The organism is Gandjariella thermophila (genome assembly GCF_005405885.1).
Lineage (GTDB): Bacteria > Actinomycetota > Actinomycetes > Mycobacteriales > Pseudonocardiaceae > Gandjariella > Gandjariella thermophila.
Window position 1 is genome coordinate 134152 of the sequence record NZ_BJFL01000010.1, and the last position, 25463, is coordinate 159614.

General features: G+C 71.3%; 23 protein-coding genes, 3 tRNA genes and 1 pseudogene. 14 read left to right on the forward strand and 13 right to left on the reverse strand.

What is annotated here, in order from left to right; all coding sequences use genetic code 11:
- The first annotated feature begins 156 nt into the window (after positions 1–156).
- The 6 genes from gyrA to FFT21_RS12735 all read left to right on the forward strand — a co-directional run bounded on the left by gyrA (position 157) and on the right by FFT21_RS12735 (position 4992).
- On the forward strand, positions 157–2658 hold the full coding sequence (gene gyrA, locus FFT21_RS12715) for a DNA gyrase subunit A (protein ID WP_137814040.1): 2502 nt from the start codon (positions 157–159) through the stop codon (positions 2656–2658).
- 318 nt (positions 2659–2976) lie between these two features.
- Positions 2977–3708 (forward strand): DUF3566 domain-containing protein, encoded by a 732-nt coding sequence (locus FFT21_RS12720; protein WP_443093358.1) that lies wholly within the window; start codon positions 2977–2979, stop codon positions 3706–3708.
- Between the two features lie 63 nt (positions 3709–3771).
- Positions 3772–3845, forward strand: a tRNA-Ile gene (locus FFT21_RS12725).
- 141 nt (positions 3846–3986) lie between these two features.
- Entirely contained in the window at positions 3987–4109 is a 123-nt protein-coding gene (locus FFT21_RS29730; RefSeq protein WP_225978349.1) for a DLW-39 family protein, read from the forward strand.
- A gap of 31 nt (positions 4110–4140) precedes the next feature.
- Positions 4141–4213 (forward strand) — tRNA-Ala (locus FFT21_RS12730).
- A gap of 275 nt (positions 4214–4488) precedes the next feature.
- The gene (locus FFT21_RS12735; protein ID WP_137814076.1) at positions 4489–4992 is read left to right on the forward strand and encodes a DUF2020 domain-containing protein; all 504 of its coding nucleotides are present in this window, start codon (positions 4489–4491) and stop codon (positions 4990–4992) included.
- Between the two features lie 114 nt (positions 4993–5106).
- On the opposite strand, the gene FFT21_RS12740 is transcribed toward FFT21_RS12735, so the two are convergent.
- Complete coding sequence (locus FFT21_RS12740) at positions 5107–5748, reverse strand: hypothetical protein (protein WP_137814041.1); 642 nt, start codon at positions 5746–5748, stop codon at positions 5107–5109.
- Positions 5749–5877: 129 nt separating this feature from the next.
- On the opposite strand from FFT21_RS12740, the gene FFT21_RS12745 reads away from it, so the two are divergent.
- Both FFT21_RS12745 and FFT21_RS12750 read left to right on the forward strand, forming a co-directional pair.
- Entirely contained in the window at positions 5878–6435 is a 558-nt protein-coding gene (locus FFT21_RS12745) for a peptidylprolyl isomerase (protein ID WP_137814042.1), read from the forward strand.
- 168 nt (positions 6436–6603) lie between these two features.
- Positions 6604–7341 (forward strand): rhomboid family intramembrane serine protease, encoded by a 738-nt coding sequence (locus FFT21_RS12750; protein WP_307722924.1) that lies wholly within the window; start codon positions 6604–6606, stop codon positions 7339–7341.
- A 9-nt stretch (positions 7342–7350) separates the two neighbouring features.
- Here the strand turns inward: FFT21_RS12750 and FFT21_RS12755 are convergent, their stop codons facing one another.
- Together FFT21_RS12755 and crgA are read right to left on the reverse strand one after the other, a co-directional pair.
- Positions 7351–7764: a PH domain-containing protein gene (locus tag FFT21_RS12755; RefSeq protein ID WP_225978351.1), complete on the reverse strand. Its 414-nt coding sequence runs from the start codon at positions 7762–7764 to the stop codon at positions 7351–7353.
- A 398-nt stretch (positions 7765–8162) separates the two neighbouring features.
- Positions 8163–8429 carry a cell division protein CrgA gene (gene crgA, locus FFT21_RS12760; protein ID WP_137814045.1) on the reverse strand — a complete coding sequence of 89 codons (267 nt, stop codon included), beginning with the start codon at positions 8427–8429 and terminating at the stop codon, positions 8163–8165.
- Positions 8430–8831: 402 nt separating this feature from the next.
- Between crgA and FFT21_RS12765 the strand changes: the two genes are divergently transcribed.
- From FFT21_RS12765 to FFT21_RS29735, 4 genes are all read left to right on the forward strand, one after another.
- Positions 8832–9803 carry a class E sortase gene (locus tag FFT21_RS12765; RefSeq protein WP_137814046.1) on the forward strand — a complete coding sequence of 324 codons (972 nt, stop codon included), beginning with the start codon at positions 8832–8834 and terminating at the stop codon, positions 9801–9803.
- Positions 9804–9840: 37 nt separating this feature from the next.
- Complete coding sequence (locus tag FFT21_RS29140; protein WP_192909508.1) at positions 9841–9996, forward strand: hypothetical protein; 156 nt, start codon at positions 9841–9843, stop codon at positions 9994–9996.
- 68 nt (positions 9997–10064) lie between these two features.
- Positions 10065–10706 carry an aminodeoxychorismate/anthranilate synthase component II gene (locus FFT21_RS12770; protein WP_137814047.1) on the forward strand — a complete coding sequence of 214 codons (642 nt, stop codon included), beginning with the start codon at positions 10065–10067 and terminating at the stop codon, positions 10704–10706.
- A 12-nt stretch (positions 10707–10718) separates the two neighbouring features.
- A complete protein-coding gene (locus FFT21_RS29735) occupies positions 10719–11078 on the forward strand; it encodes a hypothetical protein (protein WP_225978352.1) in 360 nt (119 codons plus the stop codon).
- 443 nt (positions 11079–11521) lie between these two features.
- Here the strand turns inward: FFT21_RS29735 and pknB are convergent, their stop codons facing one another.
- From pknB to FFT21_RS12810, 7 genes are all read right to left on the reverse strand, one after another.
- Positions 11522–13519, reverse strand: a complete 1998-nt coding sequence (gene pknB, locus FFT21_RS12780) for a Stk1 family PASTA domain-containing Ser/Thr kinase (RefSeq protein WP_137814048.1) — start codon at positions 13517–13519, stop codon at positions 11522–11524.
- Positions 13520–13589: 70 nt separating this feature from the next.
- On the reverse strand, positions 13590–15065 hold the full coding sequence (locus FFT21_RS30535; protein ID WP_307722925.1) for a serine/threonine-protein kinase: 1476 nt from the start codon (positions 15063–15065) through the stop codon (positions 13590–13592).
- A complete protein-coding gene (locus FFT21_RS12790; protein ID WP_137814049.1) occupies positions 15065–16534 on the reverse strand; it encodes a peptidoglycan D,D-transpeptidase FtsI family protein in 1470 nt (489 codons plus the stop codon). Before FFT21_RS12790 ends, FFT21_RS30535 begins: the two co-directional genes overlap by 1 nt.
- Complete coding sequence (locus tag FFT21_RS12795) at positions 16531–17994, reverse strand: FtsW/RodA/SpoVE family cell cycle protein (protein ID WP_137814050.1); 1464 nt, start codon at positions 17992–17994, stop codon at positions 16531–16533. The genes FFT21_RS12790 and FFT21_RS12795 overlap by 4 nt, the downstream gene beginning before the upstream one ends.
- The gene (locus FFT21_RS12800) at positions 17994–19457 is read right to left on the reverse strand and encodes a PP2C family protein-serine/threonine phosphatase (RefSeq protein WP_137814051.1); all 1464 of its coding nucleotides are present in this window, start codon (positions 19455–19457) and stop codon (positions 17994–17996) included. Before FFT21_RS12800 ends, FFT21_RS12795 begins: the two co-directional genes overlap by 1 nt.
- Positions 19454–19912: an FHA domain-containing protein FhaB/FipA gene (locus FFT21_RS12805; RefSeq protein ID WP_137814052.1), complete on the reverse strand. Its 459-nt coding sequence runs from the start codon at positions 19910–19912 to the stop codon at positions 19454–19456. Before FFT21_RS12805 ends, FFT21_RS12800 begins: the two co-directional genes overlap by 4 nt.
- Before the next feature lie 50 nt (positions 19913–19962).
- On the reverse strand, positions 19963–21147 hold the full coding sequence (locus FFT21_RS12810) for an FHA domain-containing protein (protein WP_137814053.1): 1185 nt from the start codon (positions 21145–21147) through the stop codon (positions 19963–19965).
- A 132-nt stretch (positions 21148–21279) separates the two neighbouring features.
- On the opposite strand from FFT21_RS12810, the gene FFT21_RS12815 reads away from it, so the two are divergent.
- Positions 21280–21365: transfer RNA gene (locus FFT21_RS12815), tRNA-Leu, on the forward strand.
- A 549-nt stretch (positions 21366–21914) separates the two neighbouring features.
- On the opposite strand, the gene FFT21_RS12820 is transcribed toward FFT21_RS12815, so the two are convergent.
- Both FFT21_RS12820 and FFT21_RS12825 read right to left on the reverse strand, forming a co-directional pair.
- On the reverse strand, positions 21915–22256 hold the full coding sequence (locus FFT21_RS12820; protein ID WP_192909509.1) for a hypothetical protein: 342 nt from the start codon (positions 22254–22256) through the stop codon (positions 21915–21917).
- A gap of 32 nt (positions 22257–22288) precedes the next feature.
- Positions 22289–22889: pseudogene (locus FFT21_RS12825) on the reverse strand (hypothetical protein).
- Between the two features lie 269 nt (positions 22890–23158).
- Between FFT21_RS12825 and FFT21_RS12830 the strand changes: the two are divergent.
- A complete protein-coding gene (locus FFT21_RS12830) occupies positions 23159–23434 on the forward strand; it encodes an SHOCT domain-containing protein (protein WP_225978353.1) in 276 nt (91 codons plus the stop codon).
- A 78-nt stretch (positions 23435–23512) separates the two neighbouring features.
- Here the strand turns inward: FFT21_RS12830 and FFT21_RS12835 are convergent, their stop codons facing one another.
- Positions 23513–25105, reverse strand: a complete 1593-nt coding sequence (locus FFT21_RS12835; RefSeq protein WP_443093359.1) for a sensor histidine kinase — start codon at positions 25103–25105, stop codon at positions 23513–23515.
- Between the last annotated feature and the right edge of the window lie 358 nt (positions 25106–25463).

Here is a 25463-nt window from a genome sequence, read left to right on the forward strand (position 1 = left end):
GAACGACGCCGTGAGCCCCTTGGAGCAGTGTCCGGTCTGTAACGGCACCGGAAGGAACCCAGCCGACAAACGACATATCTGCCCGAGTTGCGGTGGCTCAGAACAAGGGCGCTGACGCTCGTATCCCCGGCGGGCGCTTGAAAGGAAAACTCGGTCGTGACTGAAACCATCCCCCCCGAGGGCGACCGCATCGAACCGGTCGACATCCAGCAGGAGATGCAGCGCTCCTACATCGACTACGCGATGAGCGTCATCGTGAGTCGCGCGCTGCCGGACGTCCGCGACGGGCTGAAGCCGGTCCACCGCCGCGTCCTCTACTCGATGTTCGACTCCGGGCTGCGCCCGGACCGCAACTACTCCAAGTGCGCCCGGGTCGTCGGCGACGTGATGGGTAACTACCACCCGCACGGCGACTCGGCGATCTACGACGCGCTGGTCCGTCTGGCCCAGCCGTGGTCGATGCGCTATCCGCTCGTCGACGGCCAGGGCAACTTCGGCTCCCCGGGCAACGACCCGGCCGCCGCGATGCGGTACACGGAGTGCCGGCTCACCCAGTTGGCCATGCACATGCTGGCCGACATCGAGGAAGAGACCGTCGACTTCTCGCCGAACTACGACGGGCGCACCCTCGAGCCGGACGTGCTGCCGGCGCGTATCCCCAACCTGCTGGTCAACGGCGGTAACGGGATCGCGGTCGGGATGGCGACCAACATCCCGCCGCACAACCTGCGCGAGGTCGCCGACGGCGTGGTGTGGGCGCTGGAGAACTGGGAGGCCTCCGAGGACGAGACCCTCGCCGCGCTCATGCAGCGGATCAAGGGTCCGGACTTCCCGACCTCCGGGCTGATCCTCGGCACCTCGGGCATCGAGGACGCCTACCGCACCGGCCGCGGCTCGATCCGCATGCGTGCGGTGGTCGACGTGGAGGAGGACGCCAAGGGGCGGACCATCCTGGTCGTCACCGAGCTGCCCTACCAGGTCAACCCGGACAACCTGGTGGAGAACATCGCCGCGCTGGTGCGGGACGGGAAGCTCACCGGGATCTCGGACATCGCCGACGAGTCCAACCGGCGGCGCGGCATGCGGATCGTGGTCACGCTCAAGCGGGACGCGGTCGCCAAGGTGGTGCTGAACAACCTCTACAAGCACACCCAGCTCCAGACCACCTTCGGGGTCAACATGCTGGCCCTGGTCGACCAGGTGCCCCGCACGCTGCGGCTGGACCAGATCATCCGGCACTACGTCCGCCACCAGGTCGAGGTCATCGTCCGGCGTACCCGCTACCGCCTGCGCAAGAAGGAGGAGCGGGCGCACATCCTGCGCGGCCTGGTCAAGGCGCTGGACATGCTCGACGAGACCATCGCGCTGATCCGCCGCTCGCCCACGGTTGACGAGGCGCGCACCGGCCTGATCGAACTGCTCGACGTGGACGAGATCCAGGCGAACGCGATCCTGGAGATGCAGCTCCGCCGGCTGGCCGCCCTGGAGCGTCAGAAGATCATCGATGAGCTGGCCGAGATCGAGCGGGAGATCGCCGACCTGCAGGACATCCTGGCCAGGCCGGAACGGCAGCGTTCCATCGTCCGCGACGAGCTGATGGAGATCGTCGAGAAGCACGGCGACGACCGGCGGACCCGGATCGTGCCGTTCGACGGCGAGGTGTCGATCGAGGACCTGATCGCGGTCGAGGACGTGGTCGTCACCATCACCCGCACCGGCTACGCGAAGCGCACCCGGACCGACCTCTACCGCGCGCAGAAGCGCGGCGGCAAGGGCGTGCAGGGCGCGGTGCTCAAGCAGGACGACATCGTCGCGCACTTCTTTGTCTGCTCGACACACGACTGGATTCTTTTCTTCACCAACAAGGGTCGGGTCTACCGGGCGAAGGCGTTCGAGCTGCCCGAGGCCAACCGCAGCGCCCGCGGCCAGCACGTGGCCAACCTGCTGGCGTTCCAGCCGGACGAGCACATCGCCCAGGTCATCCACATCAAGGACTACGACGCGGCGCCGTACCTCGTGCTGGCCACCAAGAGGGGCCTGGTGAAGAAGAGCCGGCTGGCCGACTTCGACTCCAGCCGCTCCGGCGGGCTGATCGGCATCAACCTCCGGGAGGACGACGAGCTGGTCGGGGCGGCGCTGTGCCACGCCGACGACGACCTGCTGCTGGTGTCTGCCGGCGGCCAGTCGATCAGGTTCCACGCCGACGACGAGACGCTGCGGCCGATGGGCCGGGCCACCTCGGGCGTGCTGGGCATGCGGTTCAACGGCGGCGACGAGCTGCTCGCCATGGGGGTTGTCCAGCGGGACACGTTCGTGCTGGTCGCCACGGACGGCGGGTACGCCAAGCGCACCCCGATCGAGGACTACCCGGTGCAGGGCCGCGGCGGCAAGGGTGTGCTGACCATTCAGCACGACCGCCGGCGTGGCACGCTGGTGGGGGCTCTCATCGTGCATGCGGATGATGAGCTGTACGCGATCACCTCGTCCGGCGGGGTCATCCGGACCCAGGCCAGCGAGGTGCGGAAGGCCGGCCGGCAGACCAAGGGGGTGCGCCTGATGAACCTCGGTGAGGGCACCACGCTCGTCGCGGTGGCGCGCAACGCCGATGAGCCTTCGGACGTCCCCGTGACGGGGGCGCCGACCGACACCGCCAAGTAAGCCTGGACGTTTCGACCCAATAAGGAAGCGCTCGTGACTCCACCGGAGAAGCCGGAACACCAGCAGCGCAGCGCCGGCAGCGACGCGGAGCGAACCTCGGTGATGACCGAACCGGCGGCTGCCCGGCAGGAGTCCGGGCAGCACCCGGAGGGTTCCGACGGTCAGGAGCAGCCGGCCCAGGCCAGCCAGCAGCAGTCGCAGGCGGATCCGCCTACCGAGCGGGAGACGCCGGTCCCGCCGGCCGCGGCGGAGCCGGCCGCCGGGACCGGGCAGCAGCAGGACGAGCAGCAGGAGGAGTACCCCGACCCGGCCGCATCGGTGCCGCCGCCGTGGCAGCGGGTGACCAGCGACGCGCAGTACGTGGCCGAGAACGCAAGCCAGCAGCAGGCTCCCGCGGGCGACCAGTCCGCGGTGGGCCAGCCGGTCGGGCAGCCCGGTGCGCGGCCTGCCGGCCAGGCCGGTGGGCAGCCGAGCGCTGGGCAGGGCGACTTCGATCCGGAGGCCACCGTGGTGAACCAGCCGGCGCTGAACCAGCCCGGTGTGGTCGGCGCCGCCGCCGGCAACCTGTTCGGCGGCCCGCAGACCAGCTACGGGGCCGGTGGCGCGGGACGGACCGCGGTGAACCTGGGCCCGCCCGCCGGCCGGTCCGGTACCGCAGCGCCGAGCGCCCGGCGCCCCGGGCGCGGACCGCGGCGGGCGAGCCTGCAGGTGAAACGGGTGGACCCGTGGTCGGTGCTCAAGCTCGCCGGCGTGCTGTCGGTGGCCATGTTCTTCATCTGGATGGTGGCCGTCGGCGTGCTCTACGGCGTGCTGGACGGCATGGGCGTCTGGGACAAGCTCAACGGCACCTACAACGACCTGGTGCAGGGCGGCTCCGAGGGGTCATCGGGGAACCTGATCAGTGTCGGCAGGGTGTTCGGGGTGGCCGCGGTCGTCGGCGTGATCAACATCATCCTGTTCACCGCGCTGGCCACCGTGAGCGCCTTCATCTACAACGTTTCCGCTGACCTGGCCGGTGGCCTCGAGGTGACGCTGTCCGAACGGGAGTAGCGCCGGCTCGACCCGAGTTTGGGGTGCGCCGGGCGGTGGGGTAATCTTGCGGGCGCACCCCGGGGGCCTATAGCTCAGACGGTTAGAGCGCTTCGCTGATAACGAAGAGGTCGCTGGTTCGAGTCCAGCTAGGCCCACGAGCGAGCGATCCAGGTTTGCGTCATCCGCGGAACAGGTTCGCTCGCCCTGCTTTGTGGGGGTACCGCCTCCACACCCCGCCCGGGGCAAGCCCCGGCTCGCTGACGTGTTGGGCCCGCCGCTTTAGGAGGCGAACGGACGTGAAGAAGCTTCTCGTGCTCGCGGCTGTGGCTGGGGCTGTGCTCTTGTTCGTGCGCCGGAGCCGCTCGGCCAAGGCCGAGGCGGACCTGTGGCGCGAGGCCACCGCTCCGACCGAGAGCTGAGCGAGACGGGACGAGCTTCTCCCGCTCGCCGGGGGACGTAGCTCAATTGGCAGAGCACCGCCTTTGCAAGGCGGGGGTTAGGGGTTCGATTCCCCTCGTCTCCACTCGCGAGTGGGTGGGTCCGTTCGCGCAACATGCGGGCCGGGCTCGCTCACCGCTGCTGTGGGGGCGTGCCCCTCACACCGCCGCCCGGACACCGGGAGTGGTCGTCCGGGCCGGCCGAATTCCCGGGCCATCGTGGGGCCTGGTCGCATAACCTGCTGCCTCCCTGGCCCGCTGACCGGCCGTGGGCACACGGTGACGTGGCGAGATTCGGTAACGGGAGCATGTGTTGATCAGCCGGGTCACCAGGCGAGTCGTTCCGGTCGCCGGATCGCTGCTGGCGCTGCTCGCCACGGCGGCGTGCAACCTCACCGGGTCGCATCCGGCCGGCGAGTCGTCCGCCCAGCCGGCACCCGCCGCCGCGCCGGTCGCGTTGCCGCCGCAGCCGCAGCCCACCGCGAACGGACCGTGCCCCTACCTGCAGACCGAGTTCGTCGCGGAAGCGAACGGTCAGCATGTCGGCAAGGTACGGGTCTCCGCCGACCAGCCGCACCCCGCCTGCTTCTTCTACCGTCCGGACGGCGGCCTGCAGCTGACTGCCCGGGTCTACGTGGGTGACCCCAAGGTGGCGAAGGGGTTGGTCGACCAGGCCGCGCCGGTCGGCACGTCAAACCCGGCCAGCCTGGACGGCGGCTGGCAGGGCGGCTCGCAGCCGACCGACTCCGGCGCGGTGTACGCGGTCGCCAAGGGCGGCGAGGCGATCGTGGTGACCACCAACCAGAAGCAGACCATCAAGGCACGGCGGGTCACCGAGCAGGTGATCAGCGCACTGGCCCTCTAGGCCGCCGGGCAGCAAGGCGGATGCGGTGCACGCGGCCCCGATCGCGTGCACCGGCCTCGGGCCGTGCTTACTCCCCGCCGCGTGGGCGGCGGCGGGTGCCCCGGGGCGCCGTGGTCAGGGCCGCCGCTGGTGCCGTGGCCTGCCGGTGGTCTCACCGGCGGCGGGGCCGCGCTGCTCCGGCGCCAGCTGCTCGGTTTCCGCACCCTCGACCGTCTGCGGCTCCTCGCTCACGTCAGCCAGCCGCACTTCCTGCGGTCGGCGGGACAGCGCGACCAGCACCGCGCCTATGCCGGCGGCAAGCACGCCGAGCACCCACGGCCACCGGCGCCGCCGCGACCGGCCGATCTGGAGTGCGTAGTCCCGCTTGGCCCGCTTCGCCCGCCGACGCGCCTCGGCCGCCTGCTTGGCGGCCTCCTTCCGCATCGCCTTGGCGCTGCGCAGAAGCTCGGCCCGCCGCTTCGCGGCGTCGGCGCGAACACCCGCGGTCCGCTTGGCGAGTTTCCGGCGGGCCCGGCGACCAGTGGCCGCCGCCTGCTCGGTGGCCCGGGTCGCACTCTCGCTCAGCACGTCCGGCAACTGGCTTGGCGCGATGCCGCGCGCGGCGAGCCGCCGCTCGGCGCGCCGCGCGGCCCGCACCGCGGCCGCGCCCCCGGTCCGGCTGGCCCGGGCGGCCTGCACGCGGACGGCATGCAAACCAGTCCCCATGGCCCTACCGACCATCTCTCCGGCCCTGGTCATGGCTTCGACCTCGTCCATCGTCAGCTCCAGAAGCTCTCGACGGGTGACCCTCTGGCCATTCCCATCCTGCCCCCTGGACGGGGTTTCCGCTGATGGCGCGCTGCCGATCGTGGTGCGCGTTCGGGAACCGAGACGGGCGGTGGCACGATGGGCGGTGTGACAGACAGCAACGGATCGCTTGTCGGAACGAAGGTCACCGCGACCCTGCACACGTCGCAGGGGGATATTCGGCTGAACCTGTTCCCGGACCACGCGCCCAAGACGGTGGGTAACTTCGTCGGCCTCGCCGAGGGCACCAGGCAGTACACCCAGCCGAACGCGAAGGGCGAGAGCACGGGACCGTTCTACGACGGTGCGGTGTTCCATCGCGTGATCAAGGACTTCATGATCCAGGGTGGCGACCCGACCGGCACCGGGCGCGGCGGACCGGGCTACTCCTTCGCCGACGAGTTCCACCCCGAACTGCAGTTCAACCGGCCGTACCTGCTGGCGATGGCGAACGCGGGGCCGAACACCAACGGCTCGCAGTTCTTCATCACGCTGGTGCCCACCGGCTGGCTGAACTACAAGCACACCATCTTCGGGGAGGTCGCCGACCAGCGATCGCGCGGCGTGGTGGACGCCATCGGGCAGACCGCGACCGATCCCGGTGACCGCCCGCTGCAGGACGTCGTCATCGAGCGCGTCAGCATCGAGCGCGGCTGACCCGGCGTGTCCACCGAAAACCCTCCCGGGCCGCCCGGCGGCCAGGGGAACCACGTGCAGGCGCACCCACCCCTATCCACCTGTGTGCGCCACCCCGAGCGTCCCACCGGCCTGCGCTGCACCCGTTGCGGCCGGCCGGCGTGCCCGGAGTGCCTGCGTGAGGCGTCGGTGGGCTACCAGTGCGTCGACTGCGTGCACGAGGGACGGCGCAGCACCCGGCGCCCGGTCACCGTGGCCGGCGCCACGCTCGGCAGGCGGCTGCTCGTGGTGCCCACGCTGATCGGGCTGAACCTGCTGGTCTACGTGCTGACCGTGGTGCAGTCCGGCAGCGTGGTGTCGAACTCGGGTGCCCGGCTGTTCACCGAGTGGGCGCTGTGGCCGCCCGCGGTCGCCTCTGGCGAGCTGTGGCGGCTGGCCACCTCCGGATTCCTGCACTACGGCCCGCTGCACCTGGCGTTCAACATGTATGCGCTGTGGGTGATCGGTCGGGATCTGGAACTGGTGCTCGGCCGGCTCCGCTTCATCGCGGTGTACCTGGTCTCGCTGTTCGGCGGCGGGGTCTCGGTGTTCCTGTTCGGCGCGCCGCAGGAGCAGGTGGCCGGCGCGTCCGGTGCGGTGTTCGGGCTGATGGGCGGGATCGCGGTGGCCGCGGTGCGGCTGCGGCTGAACCCCGGGCCGGCGCTCGGCGTGATCGCGCTGAACGTGGTGATCAGCGTCACCCTCCCCGGTATCTCGCTGCTCGGGCACCTGGGCGGTCTGGTGGTCGGCGCGCTGGCCACCGCGGGGATGGTGTACGCCCCGGCGCGGCACCGCGCGGTGTGGCAGGCCGGCACGGTGGCCGCGCTGGCCGTGCTGCTGGTCGCCCTGACCGTGCTGCGCTACCAGCAGTTCGCCGGCGCGGTGTAGCTGCCCGGGTCAGCGGCGCAGCGCGGACAACTCGTCGGCCACCTCCTCCGGGTGGGCGCCGAGTTCGAGCCGGCCGAGCACGGCCAGCCGCTCCACCCCGTCCCGGTCGTAGCCGTCGAGTTCCAGCAGCGCCACCTCCCGGCCGAGCCGGCGGACGCGCACCACCCGCACGTCCAGTTGGGGCCACGCCCAGCGCCGGCCGCCATGCAGCCCGCGCACCTCGACCCCGTCAGCGTCGGCGACCAGGCAGGGGCGGGCCACCGTGCCGTACAGCGCCGCCAGGCCGAGGGCCGCGGCGGCCACCCCGGCCATCAGCCGGCCGGCCGGGTCCGGGGTGGCCACCAGCCAGCCCAGCGCGGCGGCCGCCAGCACCCAGCCCAGCGCAACCAGCGGCGGCTGGGGGGACCATGTTCGCTGCTGCACCGGCCGAGTGTCCCGCATGCGTCGCCGGCGGTCGGGCCCGGATCGCCGCGCGCCAGCTCAGGTCCCCGCTGATTCGTTGCTGAGCGTGGCGGGTTGGCGTGGTCGATCGGTCGCGAAGAGTGGTGACACTCGGCCGTTTGAGTGTGCCTGTGGACAGTCGGGCCGCTCTACCGGCCCTTGTGCAAGATCGCGCAAAGTTGTCCACAGAAGTTGTCCCCACTGGGGATGAGTTACAGCCGTGTGCTTCCGTGACGCTCCGGTGAACCCCGGACCAACGGGCGCGAAACGAGTGACGGCCCGGACGGGTGAACCGTCCGGGCCGTCGTCGCGGCGTGTGAAGGCTGCCCGGCGCCGGCCCGGCGACAGCGGGTCACCGGTCACGGCTGGGTCGTGGCTGGTCAGCGCCAGCGCATGGTCATCAGCAGACCGATGATCATGAACGCGAAGCCGATGGCGAAGTTCCACGGGCCGAGCGTGCTCATGAAGCTGATCTTGTCCCCGGCGATGTAGTTCACCACCAGCCAGATCAACCCGATCAGCATCATTCCGAGCATCACGGCGATGTACACCGGATGCGAGGGCCCGGCGGCCTTGGCCTTGACCGGGGTGCGCCGGTCCGGCGGTGGCGTGTATACCGTTTTCTTACGGACCTTCGACTTCGGCATTGCTGTCCTCGCGTGAATCGGTCGGTGGCGGGGAACTCGCAACCACCGCTCTCGCCAACACGTTAACGTAACCGGGCGGCTCCGCGAACCACCAGTAGATCCCCGGCACGGTGAGGTCGGGGGCTACACCCCAGCACTACACGGCCCCGTCTAGGCTGCGCGAGACGTCGGCGCGTCCGGCGGCCTTCGGACGAGGGCTGGAGGAGGTCCCCGGTGAGCAACGAACCGCCGGTCCCGAACCAGGGAAGACCGTCGGGCGGCCCGCCAGGATCGCGGTACGGGATGGGTTCGCAGCCCCCGCCATGCGGGCGGAACGGTGGTCCCGCGCCGCGCCCCGACGCGCCCACCCGGCCGGCCGTTCGGGCGGTCCCCGGCGGGCCGACCGGGCCGGACCGCGGGAGGATGAGCGGCGCCGGGCCAGACGCCGGCGGCTACCGGCCCCGCCCCTCGCCCCGCCCACACGACGCACCGACCGAGGTGATCGCCCGCCGGTCGGGCACGGTGGTGGCCGATCCGCCCACCGAGGTCATCCCGAGCTACACCGACCCGCCGCTGGACCCGCCGCCGCCCGAGGACGACCGCCTCGACGAGCTACCGCCGGAGGGGCCGGGGCGCAAGGCCGTCCGTACCTTCGGTGAGCTACTCATCACCGCGGGCATGGTGGTGCTGCTGTTCGTCTTCTACGAGATCTACGTGACCGACTGGCTGTCCGCGGGCAAGCAGCACGCGGCCACCAGTGAGTTGGACGACGAGTGGCGCAAGGACCACTTCAGCCTGATCGACGGCCGGGCCTTCGCCAAGCTGCACATTCCGGCGTTCGGCCCGGACTACGTGTTCAGCCTGGTGGAGGGCACCACGGACCAGGATCTGGACATCGGCCCGGGCCACTACAAGGGCACCGCGTTGCCCGGCCAGCCCGGCAACTTCGCGGTCGCCGGCCACCGGGTCGGCAAGGGTGCCCCGTTCAACGACCTCGACCTGCTGCAGTCCTGTGACGCCGTGGTGGTGGAGACCCAGACCGACTGGTTCGTCTACCGGGTGCTGCCGATGAAGAAGGAGGTGCAGTCCTGGCAGCAGGGCAGGGCGAGCCAGCCGCAGTGCAAGGGCGTCTCCCCGCTGGGCGGGCTGTACGGCGACACGGTGGGCCAGGAGATCGTGCTGCCCAGCGAGAGTGACGTGATCGCCCCGGTGCCGCACCACCCCGGGATCATCCCGAGCAGGGGGCAGGAGGCCGCGCTGCTCACCCTCACCACCTGCCACCCGAAGTTCTCCGCCGCGCAGCGGCTGGTGGTGCACGCGGTGCTGGTCAAGCAGTACCCGAAGGACCCGAAGAACCCCGGCCAGGTGCCGCCGGAGCTGAAGGAGTCCCAATGACCAGGCGCGGGGCCGTGGAAGGGAGGGAGCCCAGCTGATGTACGGGTGGATCTGGCGGCACCTGCCCGGCCCGCTGGCCGTGCGGGTGGCCGAGGCGGTACTGCTGGCCGCGGCGGTGATCGCGCTGCTGCTGTTCGTGGTGTTCCCCTGGGTCGAGCCCCGGCTGCCGTTCAACCAGGTGACCACCGGGTAAACCCGAGCCGTACCGGCTCGTGGACAACGCGGAGGTCTCGGATCGGCGCCGCAGGCTACGCTGGGCCAATGCGCGTGCTCGTCGTCGACAACTACGACAGCTTCGTCTACAACCTCGTGCAGTACCTCGCCCAGCTCGGCGTCGAACCGGTGGTTCGGCGCAACGACGTGGTGGAGCTCGCCGAGGTGGGCGAGGCGGACGGGGTGCTGGTCAGCCCCGGTCCCGGCACACCGGAACGCGCGGGCCGCAGCATTGCGGTCATCCGGCACTGCGCCGAGATCGGCACCCCGGTGTTCGGGGTGTGCCTCGGCCTGCAGGCGATGGGCGTCGCCTGGGGCGCCGTGGTGGACCGTGCGCCTGAGCTACTGCACGGCAAGACCAGCCAGGTGCACCACGAGGGGCGCGGTGTGCTGGCCGGGCTGCCCAGCCCGTTCACCGCCACCCGGTACCACTCGCTGGCCGTCCGGGCGGACACCGTGCCGGCGGAGTTCGAGGTCACCGGGCGCACCGAGGGTGGCGTGGTGATGGCCATGCGGCACCGGGAGCTGGCCGTCGAGGGCGTGCAGTTCCACCCCGAATCCGTGCTCACCGAGGGCGGGCACCGGATGCTGGCCAACTGGTTGGCGGCCTGCGGGTACCGGGTACCCGAGGCGCTGGTGGACGAGCTGACACACGGCATGCGCCAGCTCGCCGCAGCGGCACGTACCTGAGCAGAGGACTCTGTGACCAACGAGGGCTGTCCGGGCGAGTTCCCCCGCGACGACCGGCCCGACGAAGCGGCCGACACATTCGACGAGGCATTCGGTGGCCGGGGGCGCGGCGGTGCGGAACGCCCCGGTGACCACTTCCCCGGCGGCGAGTTCGCCGACGACGACGGAGGCGGCGACGTGGACGAGGGATTCGCGCCCGGGGTGGTGCGTGGCACGGTGCACACCGTCTGCCACCTCTGCGGCGGCATGGGAGAGATCGCCGATCCGGTGCTGGCCGTGCGCGGAGGTGCGCCGTTCACGGTGAACCCGGGCCGCCCCTGCCCCGCCTGCGCGGGCGAGGGTCACCTGCCGGGCCTGCAGCCGCCGGTCTGACCTGCGGTTCCGGCACTGACGGCGGGAAGCTCATCGACGCCCGGTCGGGCGGGGCCCGACCGGCGGACCGAGATGGTGGGGGGCGCTTCCCGGCCCGCCGGCGGGTCTGCCGGGGAGCCACGCGGAGCACGGGGAGAGTCGGTGCTCTACGCGATCACTCTCCGGCGTCGGCCACGGCTGGCGGGAGGGGGAACCACACGAGCCGGGCCGCGTTTCGGGGCGTGTTGTCCGTACGGCCGCGCGGATGGTGGAGAGCGCCCACCGGCGCGGGTACCGACGGGTGATCCCTCGGGCGGCCGCCCGGCTCTGGCGCGGCCGAGCTGCGGAGGCTCCACGCAGCCGGATCTCCCGTCGCTCGGTTCAACGAACGATATGCGTGGCTAGTTCCCGATGCCCGTTTCCATCGGTGCGGGCGGGCTCCGGGCGCGTGGTCCTCGCCCCGATCAGCCGCCGGACGAGGTACTCGAGGTGGCCGCGCCGAAGCGGCCGACCGTCACGTTGACCGTGGAGTCCTTGCCGACCTGCGTACCCGGGGCCTGCTGCTGGCTCACGATCCGGTTGTTCTGGGTGAGGTCGGTGATCGGGATGAAGGTGATCTGCAGCGTGCCGTCCCAACCCAGCGACTGCAGCTTCGCCTTCGCCTGCTCCACCGTCATCTGGGTGAGGTCGGGCATGACGATCAGCTGGTCGCCGTTTGACACCAGGAGCTGGACGGTGCTGCCCTTCTGCGCCTTGGTGTTCTTCGGGTTCTGGTCGACGACGACGCCCTTGGGCTGGTTCGACGACACCGTCTTGATGGCCACCTTGAGCCCGAGGCCCTGCAGGTTCGCGGTGGCCACGTCCTGCGTCTGGCCGGTGTAGTCGGTGACGAAGACCAGGTCCGGGGCCTTGCCGATGGTGATACTGACCGTCCCGCCGGCGGCGATCTGCTGCCCGGGGGACGGGGTCTGGTCGATCACCTTGCCGATCTTCGTGGCGTCGTCGGTGACTTGCTGCTGGACGTTCTGCCCGAGCTGGAGGTGCTTGTCGGCCAGGGCGGCCTGCGCCTCGGGGACCGTCATGCCGGTCAGGTCGGGCACGGCGACCGGCTGTGGACTGACCCCGACGCGGACGTTGACCGTGCTGCCCTTGTCCACCTGGGTGCCCGGTGGCGGATCGATCCCGTCGGCCAGCACGCGGTCGACCTGGTCCTGGCCGCACGGCGCCCTGCCGCTGGCGTCCGGCTGGCAGGGCACGCTCACCTGGTTCATCTTCAGGCCGGCCGCGGTCAGCGTGGACCGGGCCTGTGAGCTGGTCATGCCGACCAGGTTGACCGGTACGGAGGTCTTGTTTCCCTGCGACGAGCCGCCGCCGGACAGCAGGTTGGTGGTCAGCCAGGCGGCCAGCGCGAGCACCGCGAGGCACAGCACGACGACGCCCGCGATCATCCAGCCGCGGCGTCTGCCCCCTCGCCCGTCGCCGCCGTCGCCGTACCCGCCGTCGGCCACGCTCTCCTGGCGGTGCCGACCGCCACCGGAGGGCATCACCTCGGTCGGGCCGGGGCCGCCGCCGAGGATCGAGGTGCGGTCCGCCTCGGTCATCACCATCGGCGCGGCCGGTCGCTGCCCGGACAGCACGCGCACCAGGTCGGCCCGCATCTCCGCGGCCGACTGGTAGCGGTTCGCCGGGTTCTTCGACAGCGCCTTCAGCGCTATCGCGTCCAGCGCCGGGGTGACCTGCGGGTTCAGCGAGGACGGCGGCTTGGGTTCCTCCCGGACGTGCTGGTAGGCCACCGCCACGGGGGAGTCCCCCGTGAACGGGGGCTCCCCGGTGAGCAGCTCGAAGAGCACGCAACCGGCGGCGTAGACGTCGCTGCGCGCGTCCACCGCCTCGCCACGGGCCTGCTCCGGCGAGAGGTACTGCGCGGTACCGATGACCGCCGCGGTCTGGGTCACGGACGCCTGACCGTCGGCCACCGCCCGGGCGATGCCGAAGTCCATCACCTTGACCGCGCCGGTCCGGGTGATCATCACATTGGCCGGTTTGACGTCCCGGTGCACGATGCCGTGCCGGTGGCTGAAGTCCAGCGCGGCGCACACGTCGGCCATGATCTCCATGGCTCGCTTGCCGGAGAGCGGTCCCTGCGTCTTGACGATGTCCCGCAGCGTCCGCCCGTCCACGTACTCCATGACGATGTAGGGCAGCGGGCCGTACTCGGTCTTCGTCTCACCGGTGTCGTAGACGGCGACGATGGCCGGGTGGTTCAGCGCGGCGGCGTTCTGCGCCTCGCGGCGAAACCGCTCCTGGAACTGGGGGTCCCTGGCGAGATCGGCGCGCAGCACCTTGACCGCGACCTCCCGGCCGAGGCGAACGTCCCTGCCCCGGTGGACCTCGGACATGCCGCCATAGCCGAGTGTCTCGCCCAGCTCGTAGCGGTTGGAGAGCAGTCGCGGAGTGCTCATCGGTGCGTCGTCCCGCTCCTCGTCAACGTCATCTCATCATGCCTGCTGCTCGCCGTCAGGCCGGACAGGCTCAGCCGGTCGATTCGCCTGTTCCGCACCCGACCGCCGCCCCGGAAGCGATCGGCGCGCCGCGGGCCGTCGTTACCCCCCTGGTCACCCGGTCCCGTGGACCACCCGGCACCGCGTCGGTGCCGCCGCAGGAGTTCATGGCGAGCGTGAGGCTCCCGGCCCGCACCGAGCGGTCCAGGTACTCGTTGGCTTCCACCTCCACCGTCGGGTGCTCGGCGGTCGATGCTGGCGAGTCGGCGGGCCGCGCGGCAAGCCGGTAGCCGGCGCCCGGCCGGGTGGTCCACGCCTGGTGCGCCGGCGCCGCGCCCGACCCGCGCGGCGCGGACGGCGGCGGCTTGGCACTCCCGGACTGCATCGCGGCACGTACTCCCCACACGCCGATCGCGAGCAGCGCGACGGCCAGCACGGCCAGTAGCACCCACAGCGGCGCGCGGCTGCGCCTGGGCGGTGCCGGCGGCCAGGCGGCGAAGCCGCCGCCCGGCGGCATGCCGGCCGGGCCGGCCGCACGCAGGTTGCCCGGCATGCTCATCGGCCCGGGAGCGCGGGGCCCCGGCACCAGGGCCGGTGGTGGTCCGGCGGCGGGCGCGATCGGCGGCGCCGGCGGTCCCATCGGCACCAGCCCGGACGGGGCCGGCAGCGGCCGGCCGGCGCGGACGGCGGCCACCGCGGCGGCGAACTCGCCACCGGTGCGGTAGCGCTGCCGGGGGTCCTTCACAAGGGTTGCCTCGAGGAGGGCGCGCACCCCCGGCGGCACGTCCGGCGGCAGCGGTGGCGGGGCATCCCGGATGTGCATCATGGCCACGGTGACCGCGTTCTCGGACAGGAACGGTCGGTGCCCGACGAGGCACTCGTAGCCCACCACGGCCAGCGAGTACACGTCGCTGGCCGGCTCCGCCTCGCCGCCCAGCGCCTGCTCCGGCGCGACGTAGTGGGCGGTGCCCATGACCAGGCCGGACCGGGTGACCGGGGCGGCGTCGGCGGCCTTGGCGATGCCGAAGTCGGTGACCTTCACCTTCCCGGCCGGGGTGACCAGGATGTTGCCCGGCTTGACGTCCCGGTGCACCAGACCACGCTCGTGCGCCGCCTGCAGCGCGCCAGCGGCCTGCTCCAGCACGTCCAGCGTGCGCTCGACGCCGATCCGGCCCTCCCTGGCCAGGATCGCGGCCAGCGGCTCGCCCTCGACCAGTTCCATCACCAGGTAGGCGGTCTCCTCCGGGCCGTCCGGCACGGCCGCCGTCTCCCCGTAGTCGTGAACCGCGGCGATCCCGGGATGGTTCAGCGACGCGGTGGTGCGCGCCTCGGTGCGGAACCGGTGCAGGAACTCGGCGTCCCCGCACAGCTCCGGCTTGAGGATCTTGATGGCGACCGGGCGGTCCAGCCGGGTGTCGGCGGCCTCCCACACCTCGCCCATCCCACCGACGGCGATGCGCCGGGCCAGGCGGTAGCGGTCGACGAGCAACTGGCCGGAGGACAGCATCAGCCACCCCCCAGCGCGGCACCGATGACCGCCCGCCCGATCGGGCCGGCCACCTTGGCGCCGGTGGCGTCCAGGCCGCGGTCACCGCCGTTCTCCACCACCACCGCGACCGCGATCTGCGGGTTGTTCGCCGGCGCGAACGCCACGTACCAGGCGTGCGGGTTGGTGTGCTTCGGGTCGTTGCCGTGCTCGGCGGTACCGGTCTTGGAGGCGATGGTGACACCGGCGATCTTGCCCTCGCCGCCGGCGTGACCCTCGGCGTCGACCATCATGTCGCGCAGGGTGGCGGCGTTCTGCTCGCTCATCACGCGCTCGGCCTCCTCCGGCCTCATCTCGTCGAGGACGGAGAGATCCGGCGCGAGGATGGCCTTGACCATGTTGGGCACCATGCGCCGGCCGCCGTTGGCGATGGTCGCGGCGATCACCGCGTCCTGCAGCGGGGTGAGCTTGACGTCCCGCTGGCCGATGCCGCTCTGGAACAGCGCGGCCTTGTCCGGCAGCGGCCCGATGGTGGACGGCGCCACCGCCAGCGGGATGGAGATGTTGTCCCCGATGCCGAACTTCTTCGCGATGTCCCGCAGCCGGTCCGGGCCGAGTTGCCCGGCGAGGTCGGCGAACGCGGTGTTGCACGACAGGGTCAGCGCCAGGTCGAACGACGCGGTCGCGCCGCCGCCGCACGGCGTGCCGTTGAAGTTCTCCAGCGTGGTGTTGGTGCCCGGCAGGGTGATCCGTGGCGCCGCGACGAGTTGGCTGTCCTTGTTGTACTGGCCGCTTTCCAGCGCGGCCGCGGACACCACGAGCTTGAACGTCGACCCGGGCGGGTAGATCTCGGAGATCGCCCGGTTCGCCATCGGCTGCGCGTCCGAGCCGGAGAGCTGCGCGAAGGCCTTCTTCGCCACGTCGGTGTCGTGGCTGGCCAGCGGGTTCGGATCGTAGGAGGGGGTGCTCGCCATGGCCAGGATCTCGCCGGTTTTCGGGCGGATCGCGACCACCGCGCCGGTGAACCCGCGCCGGGTGAGGGCGTCGTAGGCGGCCTGCTGCACCCGCGGCTCGATGGTCAGTTGGACGTTGCCGCCCCGCGGGTCGCGGCCGGTGATCAGGTCGGACAGCCGGGGCACGAACAGCCGGTCGTCGGAGCCGTTGAGCACGTCGTCCTGGGCGCGCTCCATCCCCACCGGGGCGCCGATCAGCGTGTAGTAGCCGGTCACCGGCGCGTACACCGGCCCGTTGGGATACACCCGGAGGAAGCGCAGCCGGTCGTTGGTCTCCTGGACCCTGGCCAGCTGGGTGCCGTCGGCGGCGACGATCTGGCCGCGTTGCCGCGCGTACTCCTGCAGCACCACCCGCTGGTTGCGCGGGTCCTTGCGGTAGTCGTCGGCCTTGACCACCTGGATGTACGTCATGTTGGCCAGCAGCAGCACGATCAGCGCCATCAGCGTGACGCCGACTCGGCGCAGCGGGGTGTTCATGCCGGCCGCTCCACCATCACCGTGCTCGCCTCGGCGAGCGGCGCCTGCTGCACCTTGGGCTTCGGCGGGGACTGCGGCCGGCGAGCTGCGTCGGAGATCCGCAGCAGCAGGGCCACCAGGATGTAGTTGGCCAGCAACGACGAACCGCCGTAGGACATGAACGGCGCGGTGAGACCGGTCTGCGGGATCAGCTTGCTGATGCCCCCGACCACGATGAACACCTGCAGCCCGATCAGGAACGACAGCCCGCCGCCGAGCAGCTTCCCGAAGGTGTCCCGCACGGCCAGCGAGCTGCGCAGCCCGCGCAGGGAGAGCAGGGTGTAGACGAGCACCAGTACGGCCATGCCGATGAAGCCGAGTTCCTCGCCGATCGCGGATACGATGAAGTCGGTGTCCACCGCGGGGATCAGGTCCGGCCGGCCGGCGCCCAGACCGGTCCCGGCCACGCCCCCGGTGCCCAGGCTGAACAGCGACTGGGCGATCTGGTAGCCGCGGGTGTCGTAGTTGGCGAACGGGTCGATCCAGTTCCCCACCCGGACCTGGACGTGGCTGAAGAGGTGGTAGGCGACGAACGCCCCGACGAGGAACAGCGCCAGCCCGAGGATCACCCACGCGGACCGCTCGGTGGCCACGTAGACCATCACCAGCAGGGTGCCGAAGAACAGCAGCGAGGTGCCCAGGTCCTTCTCCAGCGCCAGCACGCCCAGCGCGATGATCCACGCGGCGAGCAGCGGCCCGAGGTCCCGGGCTCTGGGCAGCTCCAGGCCGAACAGGTTCCGGCCCGCGGTGGTGAACAGGTCGCGTTTGGACACCAGGAAGGCGGCCACGAAGACGATCAGCAGAATCTTGGCGAACTCACCCGGCTGGATGGTGCCCAGCGGGCCGAGCCTGATCCACAGCTTGGCGCCGCCGACCTCGGAGATGCTCGACGGCAGCACGCCGGGCAGCACCAGCAGGCCCAGCCCGACCAGGCCGCACGTGTAGCCGTAGCGGGCCATCGTCCGGTGGTCGCGGACCAGGGCCAGCACCGCGATGAAGAGGATCAGCCCGATCGTGGTGTACATCAGCTGCTTGGGCGCCTCGTCCGCGTACGTCTTCGCGGCCCGTGCCGCACGTTCCGCGAACGCCAGGTCGAGCCGGTGAATCATCACCAGGCCGAGCCCATTGAGCAGCGCCACGCAGGGCAGGATCAGCGGATCGGCGAACGGCGCCCAGCGGCGCACCGCGAAGTGCGCCGCGCCGAACAGCGCCAGGTAGGCCAGCCCGTAGTAGACGACCTGCATGGTCAGCGACTGCTGCTGGTCGCTCTCCACCAGGACGAGGGCGAGGGTGACCAGACCGGCGGCGAAGGCGAGCATGCTGAGCTCGGTGCCCCGCCGGGTGGGCGGCCGCACCGTCGGGCCGGAGCTGCTCGCCTGCCCGGTCGTCAAGCCCGCCCCGTCGGGGACCGGTGCACTCATTAGCCACCGACCTTCCGGCAGTCCACGCCGGGCCGCGGCGTGGGCGTCGAGAGCGGGGTGACACCGGGCTGTCCGCTCTCCGCAGGCGGCGGCGTGCTGCTCGTCGTGGGCACGGGAGGCGGCCCCCCGGCCAGGGTTGTCGATGCCGGCGGCGGCGCCCCGTTGGGCGGCGCCGGCTGGGTGGACGCGCTGGTCGACGGCGGTGTCGAGGTCCCGGGACCGCTGCTCGGGCACGGCGGCAGAAGCTGCTCGGTGCGCAGCCGCCGGATGGTGGACCTGGCGCCCTCCAGGCCGTCCACGTCGGTGATCCCGCGGCGCACCGTGTCCCGGGCCGCCTCCTGCAGGTCCTCCACGGTGATCGCCTCGCAGGACTGCGCACCCGGCGGGCAGGACCCCTCGTAGAAATGGTGCAACTGGACACCGAGCACGCTGCCCCGAACCCCCTGGAACACCGCCACCTCACCGTTGTCGGCCACGCCGACGTAGTACTGGCGGAGCACCCAGTACCGGGTGCCGACCACCCCGGCGGCCAGCAGCACCAGGATCAGCGCTCCGGTGAGGACCGCGCGCACCCGCCTGCGGCGCTTGGCCGACGGGTCCGGCGGTTCCTCCGCCGGCTCGATCCGCCGCGGCTGCGGCGGGGGCGGGCTGAGCGCGCCGGCCCGGGACGCCGAGGAGTCCGGCGGCGCCTGCTCGTCCTCGCCGTTGCCGGCCGCGCCGCCGACGATCGGGGCGTCCTCGCCGAAGTCCACGTCAACCACGTCGGCGACGATGCAGGTCACGTTGTCCGGGCCGCCGCCCTTGAGGGCCAGCTCGATCATCCGGTCCGCGCACTCCTGCGGGTCCGGGATGCGGATCGCCTCGCTGAGCGTCTCCATACTGATCACGCTGGACAGACCGTCCGAGCAGATCAGGTAGCGGTCACCGGCCCTGGCCTCGCGGACGGTCAGGCTCGGCTCCACCTCCTGACCGGTCAGCGCGCGTAGCAGCAGGGACCGCTGGGGGTGGTTGGCGGCCTCGTCCGGGGTGATCCGGCCCTCGTCGATCAGCGACTGGACGAACGAGTCATCGTGCGTGATCTGGGTCACGCTCCCGTTGCGGCACAGGTAGGCCCGCGAGTCGCCGACGTGCACCAGGCCGATCTTGTTCCCGCCGAAGAGGATGGCGGTCAGTGTGGTGCCCATGCCCTCGAGGTCGGGGTCGTTGGCCACCAGTTCGGAGATGGCGCTGTTGCCGGCCACCACCGCGTCGCGCAACTGGCCGAGCAGGTCGTCACCGGGGGCGTCGTCGTCCAGTGGGGCGAGCGCGGCGATGACGACCTTGCTGGCCACCTCGCCGGCGGCGTGGCCGCCCATGCCGTCGGCGACTGCGAGCAGGCGTGGGCCCGCGTACACGGAATCCTGGTTGTTGGAGCGGACCAGGCCCCGGTCGCTGCGGGCTGCGTAGCGGAGGACGAGGGTCATGAGCGCAGCTCGATCACCGTCTTGCCGATGCGGATCGGGACCCCGAGCGGGACACGGGTTGGCGCGGTGACCTTAGCCCGGTCGAGGTAGGTGCCGTTGGTGGAGCCTAGATCCTCCAAGTACCAGTCCGTTCCGCGAAGTGACAGGCGCGCGTGCCGGGTGGACGCGTAGTCGTCGTCCAGCACAAGCGTGGAGTCGTCGGCGCGACCGAGCAGGATCGGACGGCCGTCCAGGGAGATTCGGGTGCCGGCCAGCGCCCCGTGGGTGACCACGAGTTGCTTGGCGGTCTTGCCCCGCGATCCCTTCAGCGACCCGCGGCGAAAGCCCGGGACCGCCACCCGCACGCCGGAGGCGGCGTAGAGATCGGAGCGGACCACGCGAAGCGCGGCCAGCACGAACAACCAGAGCAGGGCGAGAAACCCTGCTCTGGTTAGCTGCATCACCAGCTCTGGCACCTGTTGTGACCGCTCCTACCTCGGAGGACTTTCGCCGTGGGTGGTGGTTGTCATCCCTGTGCGCGGAACACTAGCGAGGAGTGCCCGATCCGGACGACATCGCCATCCGCGAGCTGCCAGGTCTGCACGGGCTGACCGTTGACGGTGGTGCCGTTGGTCGAGCCGAGATCGGCGAGCATGGCCGTCTGACCATCCCAGTTGATCTCCAGGTGTCTGCGCGACACGCCCGTGTCCGGCAGCCGGAAGTCGGCGTCCTGACCCCGGCCGACGATGTTGCCGCCCTGCTTGAGCGAGTAGCTGCGGTTGGAGCCGTCGTCCAGGTGAAGCGTAGCGGTGAGCTGGCGGGGACCGGTCTGCACGGCGGGCGGCGCGTAGCCGGCGGCCGCGGCCGGGTCCTGCGGGTACCCGCCCTGGCCGTAGCCCTGGTCGTAACCGGGCGCGGGCGGCTGGCCGTAGCCCGGGGGCTGGCCGTAGCCCTGGTCGTAACCGGGCGCGGGCGGCTGGCCGTAACCCGGCTGCGGAGGCGCGTAGCCCTGGTCGTAGCCGGGCTGCGGCTGGCCGTAGCCCTGGTCGTAGCCCGGCTGCGGAGGCGCGTAGCCCTGGCCGTATCCCTGGTCGTAGCCGGGCGGGGGCGGCTGGCCCTGCTGCGGGTACCCGCCCTGGCCGTAGCCCTGGTCGTAACCGCCGTACTGACCCTGCTGCCCGTAGTTCGGGTCGTTGCCGTATTGGCCCTGTCCGTACCCGTAGTGCCCCTGGGCGTACGGGTCGCCCTCAGGGGGGTACTGGCCGTGGCCGGGAGGCTGGCTCATGGATCGGTCTCCTGCGGTGCGAGGTGGTGCTGACCGTCGGCGTACGTCGGGGTCGACGGACGAGCTGGTTCGGAACTGTCCGGTGTGCAGCGCTTCGGAGCGCTCCACGGAGACTACGACGTCACCATAGGTGTCCCACCCATGCTCGGCGAGGTGCTCCTCGACGCAGTCCGCGAGCAACTGAGTTATGCGCTGTTCGTCCTGCTCGTCCCCAGCCAGCTTGTCGTGATCGGCCGGTCCGAGCAGCACCTTGTAGTGGTTCGGGGCGAGGAGGCGTCCGCCGGCGAGCTCCCGGACGTTCACCTCGCTCTCCCGCTGCAGTGCCTGCGCCACCTCCTGTGGGACGACGTTGCCCCCGAATACGCGCGCGAAAGTATTGCCCACGATGCCTTCGAGCCGGCGCTCGAAGCGCTGCACGAGGCCCACTGTCAATACCCTCCACGTGTTCGGCTGCTCCAACCGATCGTATCGAGGCTGACGTGGTGTGACACGGGCCTGTTCGGGGACCCTTCGGAGACCCCTGTGAGCACATGCTAGGCTTCCGAGCGTCACTTCCAAGGGCGAGTGGCGGAATGGCAGACGCGCACGGTTCAGGTCCGTGTGTCCGTAAGGACGTGAGGGTTCAACTCCCTCCTCGCCCACCACCGAGTCACCGGCGTTGGGTCGGCCTGCGGCCGGGGGGTATTCGGTGGGCACCAGGTCTGACATGATCGTTTGTGCGGAGTGTCACGCAACAGTGTGGCACTCCGCACGTGTCTGTGGTACGGGTGCCCCCAGGTTGATGGCTTGATCGGCTGGTCAGCCAGCCGGGCGTCCAGGTCGGTGAGTGAGCGGGCCTGCCTTGGGCGGCGAGTGTGCGCGACGCCACTGGTCGGAGTTCGCGCAGGTTGGACGCGGCGATCTGGAACCGAGCAGGACGTGGTCCGCGGCGATGCCGCGGACGCTGCGGCCACCGAGAACTCCAGGTTGGCGTTGGTGGGGTCCTTGAGATAGCTGGTCGTGCCCCCACCCCGTTACGGAGCGTGTGATATCCATCACTCCATTCCGGCGTGCCGTCCGCCATCGCTCGGGCGTGCTCGGCGCCGGCTTCCGGAGGCATGGTGATCGACTGCCGGGGTGCGGACCGCTGGCGGTCCGGCCGGGCTCGGTGGCGGGTCGACGGTCGGCTTGGCCGAGTAGCGCCTCGGAATTTTTCAGCGGACAGCGAACAGTGGGCAGCCGCACGGCGTCATCCAGCTCGGCGTGGCCGGCAGCTGCCCGCGGCTCCCGTCTCCGGCGCCGTGTCGGTCCGGAGCGTTGTCCCGGCGGTCGGCGGTCGACGGGCACCGCTCAGGTGTCCAGTGAGGCGCGTGGTCAGGGACGCCGTCGGTGGTGCCCGGTCGTTTTCCGCTCCAGCGGTCCGTCTCGTACCAGATGTCGAGGTTCTGCTCCTGCAGCAGTTCCGCGCGGGCGATGACGCGGGCCAGCTCAGCCCGGTCGGCCGGATCGGTGACGGTGACCAGCCGCGCCTGCTCGGCGGCGGCCGCCTCACCCAACCGGTTCAGCAGCCTGGCCGGCCGTGGCGGCGTCAGCGCAGCCAGGTGCGGTAGCGGAGGGTTATCCGGTCGGTCCACCGGCCGAGCCCCCAGGTGTCGCCGGCGCCGGTGGCGGCGAGGACGATCAGCACCAGGGCGTAGATGATGTGGTAGTCGAGGAGCAGGTTGGTGGAGCCGCTGGGTTGCCCGGTGGTGGTGTTGGGCCAGCGGCCATTCGGCGGCCCACATCAGCAGCAGCATGACGGTCCCGCTGAGCGCCGCGATCCGCAGGGCGACGCCGGTGAGCACCGCGATACCGATGCCGGCGAGCCCGAGCACGAACAGCCAGTCCGCCCACTCCGCGCCGGCCCAGCCGTGGAACATCGCGGCGAACGGCCCGACGTTGACGTGGCCGAGGAAGCCCTTGGTCGGCGAGCCGCCGTTGATCCACGCGGCTGCGGACGGGGTCGAGTAGCCGAGACCGAGCAGCTTGTCGAGGAATGCCCACAGGGACACGAAACCGGTGGCGATCCGCAGCAGCGCCAGGGTGCGTGTGGCCGCTATGCCGCCGGTGGTGCGGGGTGCGGTGGCTGTCGCCCGTTGCGCCGGGATTTCCGTCGGAGCAGTGGTATTCGATTTCTGGTGAGTCAACATGATGGCTCCCTGGTCGGGTGATCGGGAGCAGTGTCGGGTGCGGGACGTGCGCCGAACCGTGGTCGAAGGTCACCGAACGGGAGGGGAAGGGGTAGGCGGCGGGAGTCTTCCGCTGGGGACCTCCGCCGCACCAGGAAGTGCCTTTTGGATGGCAGGGGGAAGACCTTGACCACTGTTGCTGGCCCGGCAGGTCGCGCACGGTTGGTGTTGCCGGATTGTGGGTCGGGAAGCCGCGTTCACTGAAGCCTCATGAGCGCTGTTCCCGCGTTATGAAGGTGGTCACGATGATGTTCTGGTACGGCAGCGGCATGGGGATGTGGGGCGGCCTGTTGATGACGCTGGGTTCGGTCCTCGTTCTGGCGTTGCTCGTCGTCGGTGTGCTTGCCGCGCTGCGCTACCTGGGCCGTGTCGCGCCCCAGGCCGGCGGCGCGTCCCGCCCGGCGGAAGACATTCTGGCCGAGCGGTTCGCTCGTGGGGAGATCGACGAGGACGAGTACCGGCGCCGGCTGGACGCGCTCCGCGGGACGATGTCCGCGGCGCGCTGAGGCCGCCCCGAGGCCAGCGGGCGGTGGGGACGCTGCTGCTGCGACGGACAACGGCTACCGCGCCGGCGGTGCTGGTTGTCAGGGCAACGGAGCGGACCACAGCAGCCGGGTGCCGCCCTGTTCACCGCGGCGGACGGTGCAAGATCCGCCGGCGTCGCTGGCGCGGCGGCTGAGGTTGTGCAGGCCGCTGCGGGCGACGGTGTCGGGGATGCCGATGCCGTCGTCGACGACCTCGACGACGAGGTCGTCGGCCACCGACACGGTGACCGCCAGCTCGGCGGCGTGGGCGTGTCGCACGGCGTTGCTGACCGCTTCGCGCACCACCGCCTCGGCGTGCTCGGCGAGCGCGTCGGGTACCACGTCCAACGGGCCGGACATGCGCACGGTGGTCCGGATGGGAGTGTCGGCGCTGAGTTCGTTGATGACGGCCTGCAGCCGGCCGCGCAGCCCGGCCGATCCCTGGGCGGTCTGCAGGTCGAAGATCGCGGTGCGGATTTCCTGGATGACCTCGTGCAGTTGGTCGATGTGGTCGGTCAACCGCTGCGAGACGGCCGGGGACTTGGCCCTGCGGTGGGTGCCCTGCATGGCCAGCCCGATGGCGAACAGTCGCTGGATGACGTGGTCGTGCAGGTCGCGGGCGATGCGGTCGCGGTCGGCGAGGACGTCCAGTTCGCGGCGGGCGGCCTGGTTTTCGGCGTCGCGCAGCGCGAGCGCGGCCTGGTCGGCGAAGGAGGAGACCACCTGCAGTTCGTGCTCGTCGAAGCCGGGTGCCCCGGGTTTGCGTAGGGTCAGCAGCACCCCGGAGATCGCCTCGCCGGCGCGCATGGGCACCGCCAGCGCCGGCCCAGACTCCCCGCCCAGCCCGACGGACAGGTCGTCGGCCAGGGCGGGAACGTTGCGCGGCACCCGTTCCCGGAACACCTGGCCCGAGGTGGACTCGGCGATTGGGATCTTCTGCCCGGTCAGGGCGTCGGCGTCCGGGCCGGCCCCGACGCTGATCCGAAGTTCGGCGATCTGCTCTGGTTCGGCCTCGGCATCGGCGGGTACCGCGATCAGGGCGTAGTCGGCGCCGGTCAGCTCCATGGCGCGCGCGGCGATCAGCCGCAGGGCGTCCACCGGGTCGGTGCCGCCGAGCAGCTCCCCGGTGATCTCGGCGCTGGCCTCCAGCCACCGCTCCCGGCGGCTGACCGCCTCGAACAGCCGGGCGTTGTCGACGGCGATGCCCGCGGCCCCGGCCAGCGCCTGGACGACGACCTCGTCGTCCTCGGTGAATCTCCCGCTGCCACGTTTCTCGGTCAGGTACAACCGGCCGAACACCTCGCCGCGGGCTCGGATCGGGACCCCGAGGAAGCCGCGCATCGGCGGATGGTGCTCCGGGAAACCCACCGAGGCCGGGTGGTCGGCGATGTTGTCCAGCCGCAGCGGCTTGCCCTCCTCGATGACGACCCCGAGCACGCCGTGCCCGGTGGGTAGCTGCCCGATCAGCTCCCGGGTGGGCTCGTCGATGCCCTCGTAGACGAACCGGGTCAGGCGGCCGTCCTCGCCGAGTACCCCCAGCGCGCCGTAGCGGGCGTCGACCAGCTCCATCGCTGCACGCACGACCTGCCGCAGCGTCGTGTCCAGTTCCAAGCCCGACGACACCGCCAGCACCGCGTCCAGCAGGCCGTCCATGCGGTCCCGGATACCGGCGATCTCCTGCAGGCGTTCCTGAACCTCGTCCAGCAGCTCACCCAGCCGCAGCTGGGACAGTGTTCCCGCGCTGCCCGGCGTCCGCCGCTGGTCGTGACGCGTCCCGTCCTGCGGTCCGTCATGCTTGCTCACCGGCTCACTGTGGCACGCGCGTTCCGCGCCGCCCATGGGTCGAATGACCTTGTCACCGCGCCGGCCGACGTGGGGTCCACGGATTTGACCGCGGACGACGTTGGACCCTCGGCCGAGGACGCACGGCTCTATGTGCGGCCGTCTCCCTCGGCGGACGCTGAGGTGGCAAACGGCCGGACGACGACGGGGAGGGCAGGCGCCATGGACG